Origin of the sequence: Granulicella sp. dw_53 (genome assembly GCF_018449545.1) — a bacterium.
Classification (GTDB): Bacteria; Acidobacteriota; Terriglobia; order Terriglobales; family Acidobacteriaceae; genus Edaphobacter.
The window spans coordinates 1-19628 of sequence record NZ_JAAVUR010000009.1 but is presented as its reverse complement, the minus strand read 5'-3'; the positions used below and the strand labels follow the sequence as shown (position 1 = coordinate 19628).

The window sequence follows — 19628 nt, the reverse complement described above, 5'->3', positions numbered from 1 at the left end:
CAGGATTTTAGGTCGTGCCTACTTCTCTTCTGTTCGAATCGTGCTGATCTCACCGCTTCGCTCCAGAATCGCGTAGTCGATCTGGTCGATGCTGCGTATCCCCTTGGCTCGCCCCGCCGCCGCAACATCCTCCGGAGCCATTCGCATCTTCCGCATCACATCCTCCTTCCACTCCCCGCGCTCCCGCAGCACCAGCGGCACGCCATCCACCACTGCGCCGAGCTTCGGATAGCGCGCCTTCAACATCGCCACCATCCGATGCACCAGCCCCACCGCGATCACCGCGCAGGTACAGTTCGTCAACGAGCGGTCGTTCGCCGCCGTCGCTGCAATAATCACTCCCCCCATCAGGAAGATCAGCACAAACTCGAACATCGTCAACTGCGCTCCCGGCCGGCGCGCCAGCACCCGCACCGTCAGCAAGAGAAAGAAGTATCCAGCCACCGCATAAAGAATCGTAATCATCGAATCGCTCTCCACTGCCTAAGGCAGCACCGTAACCTTCGCCTGCACCATCTCGCTCCCAGGCACGCCTAACGTAAAGTGGTGAATCCCTGGCAAAGAAGGGGACAACGCAATATCCACCGTCGCGGGCAATCTATTCGCCTCAAACGTATACGTCACGCCGCCATCTCCTATCTCCGAAGTCTTCGGCTGCGGTACCACCCGTTGCGCTCCTAGCTCCTTCACCACGCTCCCACTCACGAACAGCCGTACCTCACCGCCATGAATCGCTCCCGGCCCGAAGTTCACCGTAATGATCGAAGGCGTATTCGTGCGCTCGATCCGCTCATAGTCCATCGTCACGCTCTGGTCGGAAGTCTTGGACTGCGCCTTCGCAAGATACCCACGCCCCAGCAGACCCAGCAGATCGCACACCAGGATCAACACAAACACCGTCCAAACCACACGTTCAAAACGCCACCATCTTCGTTGGAACTCCAGATCCTCGCCAACCGCAACGTAGCCATCCACCTTTGCGACCGTATCCTCCACCGGATTCGTCATAGGCTCTGTCGCCATAAAATTACCGTCTCCTTTACTGAACCTTCTGGTTACGAAACGTCTGCGCCTACTTCTGCGCCTTCAAGATGCTGATCTCACCATTCCGTTCCAGCACCGCCGTATCGATCTCCTCCAGGCTCTTTACCCCTTGCACCCGCGCCGATGCCATCACATCGTCGTCCTGCACCTTCATGCCGCTCAGCGTGTCCGTCCTCCACCGCCCCCGCTCCAGCAGGATCAACGGCGTCCCATCTAAAAGGCGTGCAATGCGCGGCGATCTCGTCCGCAGCCACGTCAGCGTGTAGTGACACAACGCAATCGTTACAATCTGCGTGATCGCATTGGTCAGCGAGATCTCATCCGCCACCACCCCGGTCAATGTAAGTCCACCCAGATAAAACACCAGCACAAACTCAAACGGAGTAAGCTGCGCACCCGGACGCCGCCCCACCACCCGCACCATCAAAATCAAAAAACAGTATCCGAAGACGGCACGAAGGACCGTCGCGACAACCATACGAGACACACCTTTCCTATCCGAATCGCAGGAGGTAAAAACACCAGTTCCCACCCGCTTTCCGTCGTTAGATGTCTCTTGCAGTATTTGGTTTTCTTAGCTTTCTCTCACGCCCACCACAAGGAAGCACTTTGAAGTCTTACGAACAAAATCAGAGAGCCAGAAACGGAAGAGACCGCCGAAGATGTCGGCGGCCTCTCTGTTACATCAAGCTCAAAAGCGTTAGCGTGAACCGGCTACAACCAGATCCAGCACATCCGCGATGATCCGCGACGTCGGGTCATACGCTACGACATAGCCGTCGTAGTACCCATACTGGTAGCCCGGAGGCGGTGGCGCATTGTTGTAGTACGAACGGGGCACAGGCTGGAAGTGGTAGTTATTAGGAATCCGTTGTCCCGCAGTAAAGTGTGGACGCCCCTGTGGCTTGTTGCGCCAGCGGCTCACATCTTTGCTGTAGTGCGACTGGAAGTTCCCGCGATCCTGGTCCCGGAAACGGAAGTTGTTGTTCCCTTGATTTCCATGGTTGTCGTTCCCACGGTTATCGTTTCCGCGGTTTCCGTTGTTGCCATTATTGCCATGGTCGTCATGTCCGGGAGGTCCTTGTGCAACCGCTACTCCAACTGCGGCAGCCAGAAAAGGAACCATCGCCAACCGGATAAATCTTCCTGTCAATGAACGTGCTTTCATGCGTACTTCCTCCAGACAAAATGTGTCTTTGTAGTCTGATGCATACATTGCAGTGGTACGAACAATTTCCCTCGAAAATGAATGCCTCCAACCCCGCATCCTCAAAAAAATGCCCAAATTCATCATGTCAAGCCCCTAAATGGCATAAATCGATGAAAACAAACGAAATAAAAGTGGCACTCTAGTTATGGTCCATCCCATAAAATAGATCTATAAGCATCGAATCAAGCTCAAAAGTGGGGAAACTTGATTCGCTCCTGTAGCTAACCTCAACTGGTTCACGGATTTGGACACAATCGTCCTGCAATCAATATTTTGCAGCTCCACACGCCTCATAAGCGACTGATTGTATTCGGTTTAGTCCCAAAAAATGGGGGGGGCACCCCCGGGCAGCACTAGGCGAGACAAAGAAGGGAAGTACATGAGTTTGAGCCGCACCACAACCCGAAGACCGCACACGCTACCATCGCTCGCGCGCCCCATTTCAACGGTACTTCTGCTCGCCGTGAGCACCTGTGTCTCCATCCACGCGCAAGCCCAGGCCCTCCCGAAGCCCATCGAGATCAAAGTCGTCGTCATCAATATGTTCGAGCAGGGAGCCGACACCGGAGACATCCCCGGCGAGTATCAGTTCTGGGTCGAGCGCCAGCACCTCGACACTGTCCTCACCAATCCCGCCGGATACCACGACCTGCGCCTCAACCCCTCTACCGGAGTCCTCGGCCTCCTCACCGGCGTCGGGACCTCCCGCGCCACCGCCTCCGTCATGGCCCTCGGCCTCGACCCCCGCTTCGACCTCACCCACGCTTACTTCCTCGTCGCCGGAATCGCCGGCATCGATCCCGCCATGGGCTCCCTCGGCTCCGCCGTCTGGTCCGACTGGATCATCGACGGTGATCAGGCCCACGAGATCGACGCCCGCGAGATCCCCAACGCCACCGAAGCCGACCGCAAGCTCTGGACCACCGGATACATTCCCCTCGGCAAATCCACCCCCTACGAGCAGCCCCGCCACCCCCGCTTCGGCGACGACGGAAACATCTTCCACCTCAACACCGATCTCGTCTCCTGGGCCTTCAACCTCACCAAAGACGTCCAGCTCCCCGACTCCAAGCAGATCGCCGACCGCCGCCAGTCCTACAACTATCCCGCCGCCAAGCGCCCGCCCTTCGTCCTGCGCGGCGACAACCTCTCCGCCTCTACCTACTGGCACGGAAAGCTTCTCAACCAGTGGGCCCGCGACTGGGTCAAATACGAGACCGACGGCAAAGGAACCTACGCCGTCTGCGGTATGGAAGACACCGGAACCCTGCAATCGCTCACCTGGCTCGCCAAGGCTGGCAAAGTCGACCTAAACCGCGTCCTGGTCCTCCGCACCGCCAGCAACTACGACCAGCAGCGCGAGGGCATCTCAGCCGCAGAAAGCCTCGCCGAGACCAAGGTCACCAAGTACTCCGCCTACATCTCATCTCTCGATAGCGCCTACCGCGTAGGCCACGTCGTAGTCGATAGTCTGGTCACCAACTGGCCCCAGACCCGCGACCACATCCCCACCACCACTACCCCAGTTGCTTCCTCACAAACCGCCGCACCGTCTCAGTGATCAAGCCATACACAACGTGGCTCGCCATCTCACTGGTCCGCTCCCGCGCCGTCTGATCTTCAGGCTCCGCGGAGAGTCCCATCGCCGGCAGCGCCGTCTCATGAGTCAAAGCAGCCAGCGCCATCCCAAAGCTCGCGCCCTCCTTGGCCGTGGCAGCAGGGAAGTACTCCGCCAGCGCCCCATAAGCCGCCCCGGTCAAGGCACCAAAGCCCCAGTGAATGGTCTCCGCCGCCACCGCCTTCTCCGCGCTGGAAAGAGACACTCCCACCTCATCCGAGATCCTCTCCGCCAACACCTCCGGCGGTTCCGGCTCTCCATGCGTACGCGGCGGATAGATCTTTTCAGCAATCGACTTCGCCGCAGTCGCAGCCAAACCTGCAATCAACCCAGCCAATAAACCCTTCGCCAGCGACTTCGCCAAAACTGGTTCTTGCTCCACAATCTCGCTCATCGAATCGCCTCTCTCCGCATCAGATGCAACCCACAGACTCAAGGCTGTAAGCGCAAGCCATCCCTACTCCACATAAGCAGCAGCATCGGTAACATCGGTACCTTCACCCACCTTCGCCGCCCGAAATACCAAGGTCAAAGCCGCCGAAACCACCAGATTCAGCACCAGCGCCGGAACCGCGGCATACATGGCATAAACGCCACCTCCCAGAAACCCAGGAGCATGCAGCGGATACACCGAGCTCTTCAGTCCCATCGCCACAGCCATCCCAGTTCCGCTGGCCATTCCAGCAGCCCAACCCACCAGCAAAGCCCAGGGATGAAACCACCGCGTAAACACGCCGCAAACCACCGCAGGAAAGATCTGCCCAATCCATATTCCACCCAGCAACTGCATCTCGATCGCGTAAGGAGCAGGCAACTGCAGCACGAACACCAGAGCCCCAAACTTCACCACCAGGCTAACGATCTTCGCCATCGCCGACTCCTCACTCGGCAGCATCTTCCTCTTCAGAAACTCGCCCCACAGATTCCGCGTGAAGAGGTTCGAAGCCGCAATCGACATGATCGCGGCCGGAACCAACGCTCCCACCGCCACAGCCGCCAGGCAGAATCCCGCGAACCACTCCGGAAACATCTTCAGGAACAGCAGCGGCACCACAGAGCTCGTATCCTTCGTCACCACGCCCGCAGCCAGCGCCACGTAGCCCAGCAGCGCAATCATCCCCAACAAGAAACTATAAGCCGGCAGCATCGCTGCATTCCGCCGCACCGTATTCGCGCTCTTTGCACTCAACACCGCCGTCGCCGTATGCGGATAAAGCATCAGCGCCACCGCGCTCCCAATCGCCAGCGTCGAGTACCCAAGAAACTGCCCCTGCTTCAGATACACCGTCGCTCCATGCGCCGCCAGAGCATTGTTCGCCAGCTCGAACACCCGAGCATATCCACCCAACTTCCACGGCAGAATGATCAGCGCCGCCAGCACCATCCCGTAGAGCATCACGTCCTTCACAATGGCAATGACTGCCGGAGCCCTTAACCCGCTCGAATACGTATAGGCCGCCAGAATCACGAACGCCGCCGCCAGCGGCCACTCACCCGTTACTCCCAACGCTCCGATCACCACGCGCATCCCCACCAACTGCAACGCAATGTAAGGCATCAGCGCCAGAATTCCTGTCACGGCAATCGCAACCGTCAGCCAGCGATTCCCATACCGCCCGCTCACGAAGTCCGCGAACGTAATGTAACCATGCCGGTGACATACCTGCCACAGGCGCGGCAACACCACCATCATGTATGGATACGCCACTACCGCATACGGCACCGCGAAGAACCCCATCGCCCCCGCGCCATATAGAGCTGCTGGCACCGCGATCACCGTATAGGCCGTATAAAGGTCGCCGCCGATCAGGAACCACGTCACCCAGGTTCCAAAGCCCCGCCCCGCCAGCCCCCACTCCTCCAGGGAGTCCATCCCCTTCAAAGGCCGCCGCCATCGAGCGGCCCAGAATCCAGCCACCGTCACCAGGGCAAAGAAGAAACAGAACACCACTAACGCTGTTGTATGAAGCGAAGCTATTTGCAAAGGTCGTCCGCCAGGAGTTCAAGAATCGTAATGCCGTAATACGAAAAGAACTACTTGCCTGCCGTAGCCTCGTTCCACTCATAGACCACGACGCCGAGATCACTCAGCGTCTTCATCACCGACTCCATATTGCGCCGCACCTCGGGACGAGCACTGGTCGGCACCTCATGCGCCTCTTCCACCGCGACCACCCGTCCATAAGGCCAGCTATTCTCCGGAACAGCGTTCAGTGCGGCAGCCAACTCCCCCAGACGCACATTCAGATCCTGCCGCCGGGCGCCAAGCGGGCGTAACATCCCGCCCACCCCTAGATTGCTCGTGTTCGCATCCGCAGTCACCACATGCAGCGTAACCATCCCACCCTGCACGGTCACATAGGGGTTCTCCCACAGCGACAAGCTCCTCACAGCCATGTACCGCGTCTTGGATGGAGGCGGAATCAGCTCCAGCTCCTGCCGAGCCTGCTCCATCGCCTTCTGTTGCGCCACATCCAGCGTCCGCGTCTCCGACGCCGACGTCGACCGCGTGCATCCGCTGACTCCAACCACAGCCGAGCACACACAGAAGAGTAGAAGTACAGACACCGCGCTATGTTTTAAGATCATTCGTTTTGACATCACTCCAAATATTCTCGCCTCAAGCAGCATATCAAGCCCCACACCTTATCTTCCCAACCACTTTGTGGCGCGCTTCTCCAAAAACGCCTTGACCCCCTCCCGTTTGTCCTCCGTCCCACAGAGCCGCCCGAAGATCTCCGCCTCAATCCGCAGCCCCTCTTCCAACGCCACCTCACCCCCGCGCAGCACCGCCTCCAGACACCCCTCCACCGCCAGCGGAGCAACCGCCACAATCGCCTTCGCCACCTCTTCCCCCCGAGACAGCAGCTTATCCGCAGGAACAACCTCGTCTACCAGCCCAATCCGCAGAGCCTCCACCGCCCCAACCGCCTCTCCGGTCAGCATGATCTTCAGCGCCGCCGACCGCCCCACCAGCCGCGGAAGCCGCTGCGTCCCTCCATACCCCGGAACGAGGCCCAGCTTCACCTCCGGCTGCCCCAACCGCGCCGTCTCGCTCGCAATCCGCATCGTGCAGGCCAGCGCCAGCTCGCAGCCTCCCCCAAGAGCAAAGCCATTCACCAGCGCAATCACCGGCTTCCCGCACGTCTCGATCTCCCGAAACACCCTCTGCCCTCGCAGCGCCAGGGCTACGCCACTCACCTCATCAGTCTGCCCAACCTCGTTCAAATCGGCTCCCGCCGCGAACGCCTTCTCCCCGGCTCCCGTCAAAAGCACCACCCGGACACGAACATCCGCCCCCAACGCCTCAAACACCGCCTCCAGCTCATCGAACACCTTCGCATTCAACGCATGTAGCACCTTGGGACGGTTCAGCGTCACGGTGGCAATCTGCTCCCGCACCTCGCACAACAAAGTCTCGTATCCAGCCATTCTCACTCCTCTTTATTTCCCCAACCATTAAAACCCATACGCCCGCTCCATCCAATCGATAGCTCTGCTTAAAATCCGCATCATCAAATCCGTGTCAACGAGATAGATCGGAGTTAACCTTTCCTCCCTCCATCCTCCATGCATCTTTCAGAGACTACAGACGATACAATCAAAGCTGTACCGCAGGAAGATCATGATCAAGGCAATCACATTTATCCAGCCCGTCGCCTCCACCGAGGCGTTCGCAAAACTCTCCGCCCTCCTTCTCTCCCTCGGCTTCGAGTCCGGCAAGAGCTGGAAGAACGAGACCGCTCAGGGCACATTCTTCGCCGCCCCAGTGGGTAACCTCGAGCTCCTCGCCGGCGTGCCCCCTGGCGTTCCGTCGCTGCTCATTGAGACGACCCAGCTCGATCACATCCACGCGGCGATCCACCAGTGGATGCTCACCTCCTCCAGAACTGAGGAGATCGCCACCCTGCTCTCCGAAGTGACGGCGACCACCTGGCACTCCCGTCTCTTCACCGTCCAGCTCGATCCCAACCTCACCGTCGGCTTCTGGCAGTCCGAGAACCCCCTCCACAACCAGCCCGTCGCCATCGAAGGCGACCTCTCCGCCGCTGGCATGTCCTTCGCCATCGTCACTACCCGCTGGAACACCGTCATCACCGACCGCCTCCTCCAGGGCTCGCTCGACGCCCTCCACCGCAGCGGAGCAGGGAAGCAGGACATAGAGATCGTCCGCGTCCCCGGCGCCTGGGAGGTTCCCTCCGCCGCCCGCACCCTCGCCGAGTCCAGAAAGTACGACGCCATCATCACCCTCGGCTGCCTCCTCCGCGGCGAGACCGCCCATTACGAGGCCATCTACAACGAAGTCGCTCGCGGCATCGGCCAGTCCCAGCAGGAGACCGGCATCCCCCACGCCTTCGGCGTCCTCACCTGCGAGACCCTCGAGCAGGCCCTCGACCGTGCCGGTCTCAAAGCCGGCAACAAGGGCTTCGAAGCAGCCATCGCGGCCATCGAAATGGTCTCCATCCAAAGAAAGATCAACCAGCAACCGAACGAGAAAGCCGGCAACTAAAGAATGGGAACCCGCCGCAAGTCCCGCGAACTCACCATGCAGATGCTCTTCCAGGGCGACCTCGGTAAACAGACCCCCGACGAGGTCCGCAAGCTCTTCTGGACCTCTCGCGACGACGTCGACGCCGAGACCCGCGGCTTCGCCGAAGACCTCTACCGCGTCGCCACCACCCGCCAGGAAGAGATCGACGCCATCATCGAGCAGCACTCCCAGAACTGGCGCATCGAGCGCATGCCCGTCGTCGACCGCAACCTCCTGCGCGCCGCCATCGCCGAACTCCTCGCCTACCCCAGCACCCCCGGCCCCATCATCATCAACGAGAGCCTCGAGGTCGCCCGCCGCTACGCCGCACCGGAGTCTATCCACTTCCTCAACGGTGTCCTCGACGCCATCGCCCGCGACCTCCTCAAAAAACGCCTCGCCTGATCCGCCCACATCTTCAGAACCCGATGCCTCCTCATGGTATCGACTCTTGAGGAACGGTACTCGTGCGAGACATCCGCGCTGCGCAAGAATAAAGCGAGTCATAGAGCGGCTTCGCAACGGGAGCACTATCGTCGGAAAAAGCTCTTCCGTTTAACTAACAGTATGGAACTCACACCACCGCACCACCCTTCGGCTCATTGCGTCTAATCCTCAGATCGTTGCTGCCAATTTGGCTGGGGGCAAGATCGATTGGATAGTTCTTCCGACATACGTAGCGTTGCTATTCTTTAGCGCTCTGAGAAAAACTGAGTACAAATAACGAAGGGCATAGAACATGACCGTCATCTCCGTAATCATTGGCAGCACTCGTCAGAAAAGATTCTCTGAAAAGCCTGCAAATTGGATCTTGCAACACCTTCAGAAGCGAGAGGGAATCGAAGCGCGGCTCCTCGATCTCCGCGACTTTCCCATGCCCTTCTTTGATCATCCAGTACCGCCGGGCGTTCCGGGCCGTGCCCCTTACGACCATGAGGCCGTCCAACGCTGGACAGCAGAGATAGGCGCATCCGATGGATTTATCTTCGTCACCCCGGAATATAACCACGGCATGCCGGCGGTGCTGAAGAATGCGATCGACTGGGTCTATTCAGAGTGGCGTCGTAAGCCCGTTGCTTTTGTAGCTTATGGCAGTGTCATGGGCGCGCGCAGCGTCCAACAACTCCGTCATGCGGCAGTCAATCTCGAAATGGTGTCAATTCGCTCCGCGGTCCATATCCCTATGGCTCCCGTTCTGACGCACTCTCAAGGCGGTGATGTGGGATCAGCACTCGCAGAGCTTGACGTCCCCGCCAAGGCCTTGATCGACGACCTTCTATGGTGGACCGCCGTTCTCAAAACAGCCCGCGCAGGCTCCTAAACGTACCCCGCATATCCTCGATTGCTGTTGATGCAGAATACCGCTATCAAGACGGGGCCGCAGCAATGCGGCTCCTCTTTTCCTTTTGGAATAAAGGTGAGAGAAGGCGTGTTCTCTTCCTCAAGTTCTGACATCACTCGGTGCAGAGTACACAGCCTTTTAACGAAAGGTTGCGCTCAAGCGGCGTACGCATGACCTTCACACGTAGAGAAATACAACAATAGGAGCGCAGAAAATAATGACGACTAGCACCGAGGCCAGGCTTTTAAAGGTCTTCAACCTCGAGACGGGGTTTACCCGAAAGATCCTCGCTGTTATTCCACAGGATAAGCTCGATTGGAGACCTCACGAAAAGTCCATGACTCTGGGTGTGCTCGTCGAGCACACAAGTAAACTCTTGATCTTGGCGCGCTACATCCTCCAGACCACAGAATTGGACGTCTTCAAGACGCCGCCACCTCATATGAATCTGGAGGGCAAAGGCGTGGAAGACATAATGGAAGAGTTCGATGCGCTTACCACGGAATGCCAAACACTGATCCAGAGCATGAGCGAAGAGGAACTGGAAGCCCAGTGGACACTCAGCGTGGGAGAAAGAATCTGCCTCCAGACGCCTCGGTCCGATGCGATCCAAATCGCGGTTCTGCTCCACCTGTCGCATCATCGCGGTCAAATCACCGTCTACCTGCGACTCCTGAACATTCCTGTACCGCCCATCTACGGCCCAACAGCCGAAGCGTCCTGGGAAGACTTCCTCTCGGGGCTCCCTCCTGCGTAATAGGAGCTGAGAGGGCTGGAACGGGAATTCAACATGCCCATCCGCAGGAACGAATAAACCTATCTGCTATGCGAGACCGGCACTGTCGTTGCTTATTTATTCCATCACCTGCCTCTTAGAGCGAAGCGAAGAGGAAGCCCAAACCGCAGATCCATCGCCGTTATCCTTGCTCCGTTTTTATCTTTCCCGAATTCCCCAGCAAAATCGCATGTCAACCCCCAAAACCACCTAACCCCATAAAAACAAAAGATAAAAGTGGCACGTTAGTTTTGGTCCATCCCATAAAATAGAACTAGATCAAGAAAGGCCCCGAGCGAATCGGGGCCTTCGTATTTAACTATTGAAAGGAATGACGTAACTCAAGCTGGCGCACGTATTTGGAAGCAAACCGCGTAGGATCAATATTTTAGGCTCGGCCCCACCATGTAAGCGTATGATTCTTCACGGGTTGAACCCGGACAAGGGGGGAGGAGGGCGAAGAAGGGCAAGCAAAAGGCCCTCCCGTCGGGGAGGGCCTTTGCTACCGGTAAGCCGGTGTTTAGGTCTGCAGACGAGGACGCTGTACCAACAGATTCGGTACAACGATGGTTGTGCCATCCGGTCCAGGCAGCTTCGGAGCGATCGGTGTAGTCGTATCGACGAACCCACTGGTTCCCTTGCTTAGGATATGAACCAGGTTGTCTCCGCTCGTGCCGGCATAGAACTTGGTGTTATCCGCGCTGAAGACGCCTGCGACCGGAGCAATGGGAGCAGCCGTACCGAAGGTAGAGAGCGTCACGCTGCTCAGAGTCCCCGGCCCGCTCGCCGCAGGGTTGTAAAGCGGCAGTATGCCACCCGTCCCTGTGTACGTGATGAATACGTTGCTGGAGTCCGACGACGGCACGACGCCTGTAATGCTGGCGGTCGTGATTCCTGGGATCACCGTGGTGAGCACCGGATTCGTCAGAAACTTCAACGCCGAATTATCGTTAGGGCACTGACCCGGGATCTTGGACGGGTTGTTATTGTTCAGGTTGGAGACGAAAAGGTCGGTGAGAGTCGCTGTTGTAGCGGTTGCGCCGATCACATGTTGTCCATCGTTCGTAGCCGCAATCCGGTCCGTAGTCGGTCCAAGAACACCGGCATCCGGATAGAGAATATTGCTCGTCGACGGAACGCCATTCGTCGTCGTAACCGTTGTGGCCGCGCAGGCGCCACGCGCCGTGGTAGTCGTTCCGGCAAAGAACGCACCCTGGCTCGGAACCGCGATTGCAACATCGCTGACCGGTGTAACCAGCGCGGGATTCGTAGATCCGCTGATCGAAGTCCAGCCCGTCAAGGTCGAGTGCACCAGCAACTGGTTGCCAGCTGTGATGTACACCGTTGAGCTGTCCGGTGAAAACTGAGCGCGTGTCGCTACGCCGCCAATCGTCGAGATGATTGGATTCATGCTCGCCGGGCTGTAGAGGTATACCAACTGCCGTGTCGTATCGCTGATCACCAGCGTGGTGTTGTCCGGAGAGATCGCCAGTACCGATCCCTGTACTGTGGGATCCGGTTTGGTGAACGCATTCGTCAGCGCGTTGAAGATCATCAGCTCAGTTGAGCTGCCCATGTAAATCGAGGAGCCATCATTGCTGATGACCATCGAGTTCGGAGAGTAGGGCAATCGTACGGGCGCCCCGATCGTCGTCGAGGTGAAGTCCACCGGTACCAGGTACAAGGACTGTGTGCTGGCGATGTAAAGAACCGTGCTGTTGGTTCCCGGCGTCGTCGCAACCAGCCTGTTCGAGAACACCGGTTTGCCGTTTCCGAACAGACCGATCTGGTTGAACGGGGAAGGATTGCAAGTGGGCGGTTCGCACACCGCCACCATCGCGCCGGAGCCTGGAAAGATCGGAGTGATCGAAGCAGTTGTACTCGTCGGCAACGTCGTAGGAGTCGTCGAGACGTACGACAAGGCAACGCCGGTCAGGACCTTGCCTAGAGTGTCTGTCACAGTCGCGGTGAGAGGCTGAGTGAAGTTCTGATTCACCGTAATAGGGTTGGTGCTAGTGCTGTTCGCAGGCGTCAATACGATCGACGCGGGCGGGCAGGTAGAGAAGAAGCCGGCCGAGCTGCTGGCGTTAGCGACTGTCGTGCTGATGATCGTCGAACCTGGCAGCGCTGCCGTGGCAACGCCATTCTGGTCAATCGTCACGATGGTCGTGTCCTGCGGCGTATACGCCAGGTGGCCAGCCAGACAGCTAATGTTCTGCTGGGAGGCTCCCGTTCCTGCGTAGACGCGTGCTGCGAGCTGCCCCGTTCCGCCCTGCGAGAGGCAGGAGGACCCTGTATATGGGTTGACCACCACGGTGGGGGTGCACGCCTTCGTCGTCGGATTGACCGTGCAGTTCGTCGCTGGATCGTTGATACAGTCCGTCGACGGACTCCCCAGGACCACGCTGGTCACGATCGGATGGACGGACACTGCAATAGGATTACTCGTCGCTCCGTTTGAGCTGACGGTGATAAAGGCTGTTCCGCTCTTGTTCGTTGGATTGCAGGTCGTAAAGTCCGCGATCCCGCCACCCGTATTGCGGTTCCATGTTCCACCGCACAGCGTCCCGGTCGTCGGGTTGATGTCTGCAATCGTCATGTCCGTCGTGCCGTAGATCGGACTGGCCAACGTGACAGTCGTGCCCTTGCAATCCGTGCCAACGCCTGCGGCTACAGTAGCCTGCTGGGCAAAGTTGATGGAGATCCCGAGCAGCTGCGGCTGCAGGGTGATCGCGAAAAGTTGCCCTACCACTGGACCGGAGTCTCCACCATTGCAGAAGGTGACCGGAGTCTTCTTCCCGCAACCGGAAATCGAGATACCAAAAGGGACCGTGACAAATAACAGAACCGCTAACGTGACAAACCGACGCATTGAACCTCCCCGTCCAACCCGAAACCAAGCTGAACGGTCACTCTCACACAGCCACTGGATAGCCGAACCCCTAGTGTAAAAGCTGCGCACACGGGAAGCAAATGACTGGCATACTTCTTCGACGAAAGAACCCGAAGAAAGACGCAATCCACCTCTCGTGAGCCAGCCACATCCCGGCAACGCGCTCAATCCGTCGCATCGCCGGCTAAATTCAGAGACCTCGATTTACCTCTTGCTCTCTGGCATCTCTGTCTCAAACCACGCCAGCGCACGCTCCAACACGTCTCGCCGATGCTCTGGATCACGGAATCCGTGTCCTTCATTCGGATAGACCACCAACTGCGTCTTCACGCCTTGAGCCCGAAGCGCATGCCAGAACTCGAAGCTCTGCGGCGCTGGACACTCCCCATCGCGATCGCCGACCACGACCAGCGTCGGCGTCTTTACCTTATGAATCTCCTCAATCGCCGAGCTCTTCGCATACACTGCGGGATCGTCATACACAGTTGCTCCGAAGAAAGGCACCATCCATTGGTCGATTGAGTTCTCTCCATAGTAGCTCTTCCAGTTGGAGATTCCCGCTCCAGCGACCGCTGCCCGGAAACGCGTCGTCTGCGTAACCCCGAACATCGTCATGAATCCGCCGTAACTCCAGCCTGTCAGTCCTTCGCGGCTCTTATCGATCGGGAAGCGCTTCTCCAGCACATCCATTCCCGCCAGAATGTCCCGGAGATCTCCATATCCGAAGTCCTTCCGGTTCGCCTGCGTAAACCTCTCACCTTGCCCATAACTCCCTCGCGGATTGGGCATGAACACGAAGTATCCCAACGCCGAGAACGGCACTCCGCCATAGGACACTCCAGGCCAATGCGGACTCACCACGCTCGAAGGTCCACCATGCACGCTCACCAGCAGCGGATAAGTCTTCGCCGGATCGTAGTTCGCGGGATACAAAAGCCATCCTTGTATCCTGAATCCCTCATTCTGCCACTCAATACTCTCTGCTTTACCCCAAACTGGCTTCAGCCGATCGTTCAGGTGCGTAATCTGCCTCAGATGCCCCAACGGTCCAGCCCAGACCTCTGGTGCCTGTCCGAACGAGCTACGGATAAATGCCACCTCGCCCTTACCCTTAGTCGCCATCGAGATCGACATCGTCTTCCCACCAGACCCAATCGACTCCGGAAACGTCATCTCCATCTCGTTCCGTGCCACATCCTTGCCCGACTCTAGATCCAACAGAGCCAAATGGCTGCTTCCGCCCACATGTTCGGCCAGCTCCAACCGCCGATCTCCATCCCAGTTGAAGTTGGCCACTGAAGACATCCGTCCCGAAGTCACATCCTTAGGCTCTCCACCATTTGCCGGAATCACGTAGACATCTCCGCCCGTGACTCCTTGATCGCTCATCAACCCGCCGATAAGCCCAATGCTTGTACCATCAGGCGACCATTTAGGCACGCCAATCTGCAACCCATGGAGCGAACCGGAGACCTTCTGTGGATCAAGGATCTCTCGGGTTTGGACTGCCCCAGCGGCCTCGCTTCCTTCCGTCTTCACCACATAGAGCTTCGCGACCCACCAGTTGTTCTCGCCAGGAAGAGGAGCAGCGACGACCGCAATTTGTTTGGAGTCCGGAGCCCAATCGAATTCATAGGCGTGAAGGTTCGGGAGAGATCGGCCTAAGTTAGAGGTCTTGCCGTCCTTCACATCGACGACATCAACGGTCTGTACCTCTACCCCATCCTCCCCAATCACCCCACTCCACGGCTTCATCGCTGCCAAAGCCCCGGCGCTCCTGGTGGCATTCTCTACAAACAGGAATCCGATCGTGCTCCCGTCGGGAGACCACGCCGGTTGGTCGATCGTCCCGGTCACATGGGTTATCTGCCTCATTCCGTTGTCCGCGAGCGTCCACACGAAGAGCTGGCTTTGTCCAGAAGCCTGCCACTTTTCACCGATCTTCTCGCAATTGGACAAGAATGCCAGCTGCCTTCCGTCTGGGGCCCAGACCGGCCAGCTTCCACCGCAGATGCCCGCTTTGCCGTTCGTAACATTCCCAACGGTATCTGGAGAGAGGACCCGATCCCATGCACCATCTTGCGCCGCTCCATCTGAAGCCAGTCCGGTCAGATGCAGCTCTCCTCCCCCTTTTGCCCCACTGTCCAGGCTACATACCCTCCGTTGGGGGAGATCGCGGCCATTGTGGGCGTCCTGGCCTCTCCCAGAGTCTTCAGCAGAGTATCGACTCGGGAATCGTGCAGCTTTATCGGAGCCATAGGAGCAGGCGGTCCACTCTGCCCTATAGCCGCCACGACTATTCCCGATTGCACACTTGCAATCACCCAACGCCATGCATCTAAACGCACAGAACGCACAAATCTACCGGCCAAAGTCATCCCAAGAGCCTAGCACGCAGCCTTGCGAAATCTCCGGCACTTTAAAAGTGTATTTCGTCCCGCTTTTTCACAGACCGACCCCAAAAATCCGCAAAATGGTTGACGGCCAGACTCAGCATTGTTATTGTTAGAAGGTTCCGCGAGTATCCGGAGCGCGCCGTCTTGTTCTGCTTAGATATTTAGGTCGAGAAAGAGCCGGTAGCGGGTTTCTCAGCAATGAGTCCCATCGCAGGCAGAAGCATCCAACCTGCGCTACAATGGATACAAGAGATTCACCGCAGGGTCTTGCAAGATTTGAAGACCATTGTAGTCTGCGGCCCATCGCAATCGTGCCTGCGACACCCTCCACCTTGGATGGGCTATGCGGGCCGGGACAGCGAAACGGAGTCGGCTCTTCCAGCGATAGGCGTCTTTCAGTAGTGAAAGATGTTCTGCTCGGAAAAGGCGCTCGACCACCGTCGACTGTTTTCGTCTGGTTTGTTGTACCGATCTACAGACGCGAAGCAGGAAAGATCTTCGCCAGAGACGCTTCAGCGTTCTCAATGTTTTTGCGTGTACGCTTGCAAAAACTAAAGCGATGCTATCTGCCCTTCTGCGCGCCTGAAAGTTGTGAGTTCAGTGTTTCGCACGCATCAGCAAGGAGTCCCAGTGCCTACGTTCCATCAGCTCGTTAAGCAAGGCCGCACGCCCACTCGTTATAAGACCGCCAGCCCCGCACTGCAGGGTTCGCCTCAGCGTCGTGGTGTCTGCACTCGCGTCTACACTCAGACCCCCAAGAAGCCGAACTCGGCCCTCCGCAAGGTCGCCCGCGTCCGACTCACGAATGGGATTGAAGTTACAACCTACATTCCGGGCATCGGTCACAATCTGCAGGAGCACTCGATTGTGCTCATTCGCGGCGGACGTGTGAAGGATCTGCCGGGTGTTCGCTACCACGTCGTTCGTGGCACCTTGGACTCGGTTGGCGTTGCTAACCGCAAGCAGAGCCGCTCCAAGTATGGCGCGAAACGTCCAAAGGCTGCCGCCTCCAAGTAGGCGCTTGCTAGTGCCCAACCCTTAGTACTTAGGTCCAGCTCTTGAGAAGTCACGGCGCTGGAGGAAGACGAGAAAGAAGAGAGAATGCCTAGAAAAGGTTACATCGCGAAGCGTGAAGTTGCTCCGGATCCAGTGTATGGTTCGACCCTGGTCACAAAGTTTGTCAACTCCATGATGTGGGGCGGTAAGAAGTCGACCGCGCAGGGGATCTTCTACACTGCCATGACCAATCTGGAGCAAAAGGGTGGCGACGAGGCCCTCAAGCTCTTTAAGAAGGCTATCGAGAACTGCAAGCCGCTTCTCGAAGTTAAGTCACGACGTGTCGGTGGAGCCAACTATCAGGTTCCCATTGAAGTTCTTCCTGAGCGTCGCACCTCGCTCGCTATCCGCTGGCTCGTGACCTATGGCCGTGCTCGGGGCGAAAAAGGAATGGTTGAAAAGCTTACTGCTGAGTTGCTTGATGCGGCCAACGGCCGTGGCGCGGCGATGAAGAAGAAGGAAGATGTTCATCGCATGGCTGAGGCAAATAAGGCGTTCGCTCACTACCGCTGGTAGGCGGGCGTTCTTCGGCGAGATAGCTTTTCGTATTTGTTCTAGGTTCAACGCATTTTTTACCGCGGGCTTTGCTCGCAGATGAGAGACAGATCGTGGCACGCACTATACCTCTAAATCGTTGCCGAAATATCGGGATCATGGCGCACATCGACGCCGGCAAGACAACGACGACCGAGCGCATCCTCTTCTATACGGGTATCACTCACCGTATTGGAGAGGTGCATGAGGGCACTGCGACCATGGACTGGATGGAGCAGGAGCAGGAGCGTGGCATTACTATCACCTCCGCCGCTACCACCTGCACCTGGAAGAACATCCGCATTAACATCATCGATACGCCAGGCCACGTAGACTTTACCGCCGAAGTGGAGCGTTCGCTCCGCGTTCTTGACGGTGCGGTCGCCTGCTTCGATGCGGTTGCCGGTGTTCAGCCTCAGTCTGAGACTGTCTGGCGTCAGGCCACGAAGTACAAGGTTCCGCGTATCTGCTTCATCAACAAGATGGACAAGGCTGGCGCGGACGCGGTCTATGCCACCTCCACCATCGTGGATCGCCTTGGAGCTCGTGCGATTCCAATCAACATTCAGATTGGCGCCGAGGCGAAGTTCGCTGGTGTCGTCGACCTCGTCACGATGAAGGCCATCTACTGGCACGACGAGACGATGGGCGCCGAGTATACCGTTGAAGAGATCCCCGCTGATTTGCTTGAGACCGCCAAGGCTGCCCGCGCTGTCCTTATTGAAGCTGTTGCGGACTCCGATGACGAGATTATGAATCTGTATCTCGAAGGCGGCGAGCCGACGGTAGATCAACTCAAGTCTGGCATCCGCAAGGCTACTATCGCGATGAACATCTTTCCGGTGCTCTGCGGTTCGTCCTTCAAGAACAAGGGCGTTCAGACCCTGCTTGATGCGGTCGTTGATTACCTGCCCAGCCCGCTTGATATTCCTCCCATGATCGGGCACAACCCCGACAACATGGAAGAGGAGATCGTCCGCAAGCCGGAGGACAACGAGCCTCTCTCGGCTCTCGGCTTCAAGATCATGACTGACCCCTTTGTCGGTCAGCTCATCTTCATCCGTGTCTACTCGGGTACGCTCAAGACCGGCGACTCTGTTCTGAATCCGCGCACCGGCAAGACCGAGCGTATCGGCCGTCTGCTGAAGATGCATGCGAACAAGCGGGAAGAGATCACTGAGATCCTCGCCGGCGATATCTGCGCCGCTGTCGGTCTCAAGAATCTCATTACCGGCGACACGATCTGCTCGGATAAGAACCCTGTAGTCCTGGAGTCCATCGACTTCCCCAAGCCGGTCATCGAGGTTGCTGTCGAGCCGAAGACCAAGGCTGACCAGGAGAAGATGGGTATGGCGCTTGCCAAGCTCGCTCAGGAAGATCCTACGTTCAACGTGCGTACCGACATTGACTCAGGCCAGACCATCATCGCCGGTATGGGTGAATTGCACCTCGAGATCATCGTCGACCGCATGATGCGCGAGTATAAGGTTGAGGCCAACGTCGGCAAGCCACAGGTCAACTATCGTGAGACCATCCGTGCGAACGCTGACGCTGAAGGGAAGTACATTCGTCAGACGGGCGGTTCGGGTAACTACGGGCATTGCAAGATTCGCATCTCGCCCAACGAGCCGGGCAAGGGATACGAGTTCACCAACGACACCAAAGGTGGAGCGATTCCCAAGGAGTACATCAAGCCGATTGACCAGGGCATTCAGGATGCTATGCAGCGCGGTATCCTCGCCGGCTACGAGATGGTCGATATCAAGGTCTCGGTGTATGACGGCAGCTACCACGACGTCGACTCGAACGAAATGGCATTCAAGATCGCCGGATCGATGGCCTTCAAGGAAGCCGCTCGCAAGGCGAAGCCGGTTCTTCTTGAGCCCATCATGGCAGTCGAAGTTACGGTTCCAGAAGATTACATGGGTACCATCATCGGCGATCTGAACTCCCGCCGCGGCCGTATCGAAGGCATGGAGATGGTTGGCAACACTCAGGCGATTCGGGCCAGCGTTCCGCTCTCGACCATGTTCGGTTATGCCACTCACATGCGCGGCGCAACTCAGGGTCGAGCGAATTACTCGATGCAGTTCAAGCAGTACGAAGAGGCGCCACGGTCGGTCTCAGAAGAGATCATCGCTAAGGTGCAGGGCAAGGAAGAGAAGTAAGCTTCTGCGACAACAGGTTTGATTTAGCAGTTTGAATTTTAGAGACACGAAATACGGAGAG

General features: G+C 57.7%; 18 protein-coding genes. 8 read left to right on the top strand and 10 right to left on the bottom strand.

Annotated elements, in window-relative coordinates:
• Positions 1-18: 18 nt before the first annotated feature.
• The 4 genes from HB393_RS14990 to HB393_RS14975 form a co-directional block, all read right to left on the bottom strand.
• Positions 19-465, bottom strand: a complete 447-nt coding sequence (locus HB393_RS14990) for a YetF domain-containing protein (RefSeq protein ID WP_213806003.1) — start codon at positions 463-465, stop codon at positions 19-21.
• Positions 466-483: 18 nt separating this feature from the next.
• On the bottom strand, positions 484-1023 hold the full coding sequence (locus tag HB393_RS14985; protein WP_213806002.1) for a hypothetical protein: 540 nt from the start codon (positions 1021-1023) through the stop codon (positions 484-486).
• A 49-nt stretch (positions 1024-1072) separates the two neighbouring features.
• Positions 1073-1522, bottom strand: coding sequence for a YetF domain-containing protein (locus tag HB393_RS14980; protein WP_213806162.1), 450 nt, complete (start codon positions 1520-1522; stop codon positions 1073-1075).
• A 222-nt stretch (positions 1523-1744) separates the two neighbouring features.
• The gene (locus HB393_RS14975; protein WP_213806001.1) at positions 1745-2212 is read right to left on the bottom strand and encodes a hypothetical protein; all 468 of its coding nucleotides are present in this window, start codon (positions 2210-2212) and stop codon (positions 1745-1747) included.
• Positions 2213-2633: 421 nt separating this feature from the next.
• On the opposite strand from HB393_RS14975, the gene HB393_RS14970 reads away from it, so the two are divergent.
• A complete protein-coding gene (locus tag HB393_RS14970; RefSeq protein WP_213806000.1) occupies positions 2634-3815 on the top strand; it encodes a purine nucleoside permease in 1182 nt (393 codons plus the stop codon).
• Here the strand turns inward: HB393_RS14970 and HB393_RS14965 are convergent.
• The 4 genes from HB393_RS14965 to HB393_RS14950 all read right to left on the bottom strand — a co-directional run bounded on the left by HB393_RS14965 (position 3772) and on the right by HB393_RS14950 (position 7304).
• Positions 3772-4266 (bottom strand): DUF1440 domain-containing protein, encoded by a 495-nt coding sequence (locus HB393_RS14965; RefSeq protein WP_213805999.1) that lies wholly within the window; start codon positions 4264-4266, stop codon positions 3772-3774. The two genes, HB393_RS14970 and HB393_RS14965, sit on opposite strands and share 44 nt — an antisense overlap.
• Before the next feature lie 63 nt (positions 4267-4329).
• Positions 4330-5856, bottom strand: a complete 1527-nt coding sequence (locus HB393_RS14960) for a sodium:solute symporter (RefSeq protein WP_218623985.1) — start codon at positions 5854-5856, stop codon at positions 4330-4332.
• 50 nt (positions 5857-5906) lie between these two features.
• On the bottom strand, positions 5907-6461 hold the full coding sequence (locus HB393_RS14955; protein WP_213805998.1) for a hypothetical protein: 555 nt from the start codon (positions 6459-6461) through the stop codon (positions 5907-5909).
• A gap of 57 nt (positions 6462-6518) precedes the next feature.
• A complete protein-coding gene (locus tag HB393_RS14950) occupies positions 6519-7304 on the bottom strand; it encodes an enoyl-CoA hydratase-related protein (RefSeq protein ID WP_213805997.1) in 786 nt (261 codons plus the stop codon).
• A gap of 193 nt (positions 7305-7497) precedes the next feature.
• Here HB393_RS14950 and ribH point away from each other — a divergent pair, with 193 nt between their 5' ends.
• From ribH to HB393_RS14930, 4 genes are all read left to right on the top strand, one after another.
• Complete coding sequence (ribH, locus tag HB393_RS25530) at positions 7498-8382, top strand: 6,7-dimethyl-8-ribityllumazine synthase (RefSeq protein ID WP_213805996.1); 885 nt, start codon at positions 7498-7500, stop codon at positions 8380-8382.
• Between the two features lie 3 nt (positions 8383-8385).
• A complete protein-coding gene (gene nusB / locus HB393_RS14940) occupies positions 8386-8808 on the top strand; it encodes a transcription antitermination factor NusB (protein ID WP_213805995.1) in 423 nt (140 codons plus the stop codon).
• 334 nt (positions 8809-9142) lie between these two features.
• On the top strand, positions 9143-9724 hold the full coding sequence (locus HB393_RS14935) for an NAD(P)H-dependent oxidoreductase (RefSeq protein WP_213805994.1): 582 nt from the start codon (positions 9143-9145) through the stop codon (positions 9722-9724).
• Between the two features lie 238 nt (positions 9725-9962).
• Positions 9963-10502 (top strand): DinB family protein, encoded by a 540-nt coding sequence (locus tag HB393_RS14930; protein ID WP_213805993.1) that lies wholly within the window; start codon positions 9963-9965, stop codon positions 10500-10502.
• 538 nt (positions 10503-11040) lie between these two features.
• On the opposite strand, the gene HB393_RS14925 is transcribed toward HB393_RS14930, so the two are convergent.
• Positions 11041-13272, bottom strand: coding sequence for a hypothetical protein (locus HB393_RS14925; protein ID WP_213805992.1), 2232 nt, complete (start codon positions 13270-13272; stop codon positions 11041-11043).
• Between the two features lie 345 nt (positions 13273-13617).
• Positions 13618-15288 (bottom strand): S9 family peptidase, encoded by a 1671-nt coding sequence (locus HB393_RS14920; protein ID WP_255551171.1) that lies wholly within the window; start codon positions 15286-15288, stop codon positions 13618-13620.
• Between the two features lie 1151 nt (positions 15289-16439).
• Here HB393_RS14920 and rpsL point away from each other — a divergent pair.
• The 3 genes from rpsL to fusA all read left to right on the top strand — a co-directional run bounded on the left by rpsL (position 16440) and on the right by fusA (position 19567).
• Positions 16440-16826 (top strand): 30S ribosomal protein S12, encoded by a 387-nt coding sequence (gene rpsL / locus HB393_RS14915; protein WP_174307960.1) that lies wholly within the window; start codon positions 16440-16442, stop codon positions 16824-16826.
• An 84-nt stretch (positions 16827-16910) separates the two neighbouring features.
• Positions 16911-17381, top strand: a complete 471-nt coding sequence (gene rpsG / locus HB393_RS14910) for a 30S ribosomal protein S7 (RefSeq protein WP_213805991.1) — start codon at positions 16911-16913, stop codon at positions 17379-17381.
• A 92-nt stretch (positions 17382-17473) separates the two neighbouring features.
• Entirely contained in the window at positions 17474-19567 is a 2094-nt protein-coding gene (gene fusA / locus HB393_RS14905; RefSeq protein ID WP_213805990.1) for an elongation factor G, read from the top strand.
• Positions 19568-19628 lie beyond the last annotated feature (61 nt).

Excerpts from the sequence above, each read along its gene's own strand:
- HB393_RS14990 (WP_213806003.1), bottom strand. The coding sequence starts at position 465 with ATGATTACGATTCTTTATGCGGTGGCTGGATACTTCTTTCTCTTGCTG.
- HB393_RS14955 (WP_213805998.1), bottom strand. The coding sequence starts at position 6,461 with ATGATCTTAAAACATAGCGCGGTGTCTGTACTTCTACTCTTCTGTGTG.
- ribH (WP_213805996.1), top strand. The coding sequence starts at position 7,498 with ATGATCAAGGCAATCACATTTATCCAGCCCGTCGCCTCCACCGAGGCG.
- HB393_RS14965 (WP_213805999.1), bottom strand. The coding sequence starts at position 4,266 with ATGAGCGAGATTGTGGAGCAAGAACCAGTTTTGGCGAAGTCGCTGGCG.
- HB393_RS14935 (WP_213805994.1), top strand. The coding sequence starts at position 9,143 with ATGACCGTCATCTCCGTAATCATTGGCAGCACTCGTCAGAAAAGATTC.
- HB393_RS14920 (WP_255551171.1), bottom strand. The coding sequence starts at position 15,288 with ATGAGGCAGATAACCCATGTGACCGGGACGATCGACCAACCGGCGTGG.
- HB393_RS14950 (WP_213805997.1), bottom strand. The coding sequence starts at position 7,304 with ATGGCTGGATACGAGACTTTGTTGTGCGAGGTGCGGGAGCAGATTGCC.
- HB393_RS14980 (WP_213806162.1), bottom strand. The coding sequence starts at position 1,522 with ATGGTTGTCGCGACGGTCCTTCGTGCCGTCTTCGGATACTGTTTTTTG.
- HB393_RS14985 (WP_213806002.1), bottom strand. The coding sequence starts at position 1,023 with ATGGCGACAGAGCCTATGACGAATCCGGTGGAGGATACGGTCGCAAAG.
- HB393_RS14930 (WP_213805993.1), top strand. The coding sequence starts at position 9,963 with ATGACGACTAGCACCGAGGCCAGGCTTTTAAAGGTCTTCAACCTCGAG.
- nusB (WP_213805995.1), top strand. The coding sequence starts at position 8,386 with ATGGGAACCCGCCGCAAGTCCCGCGAACTCACCATGCAGATGCTCTTC.
- HB393_RS14970 (WP_213806000.1), top strand. The coding sequence starts at position 2,634 with ATGAGTTTGAGCCGCACCACAACCCGAAGACCGCACACGCTACCATCG.
- HB393_RS14975 (WP_213806001.1), bottom strand. The coding sequence starts at position 2,212 with ATGAAAGCACGTTCATTGACAGGAAGATTTATCCGGTTGGCGATGGTT.
- rpsG (WP_213805991.1), top strand. The coding sequence starts at position 16,911 with ATGCCTAGAAAAGGTTACATCGCGAAGCGTGAAGTTGCTCCGGATCCA.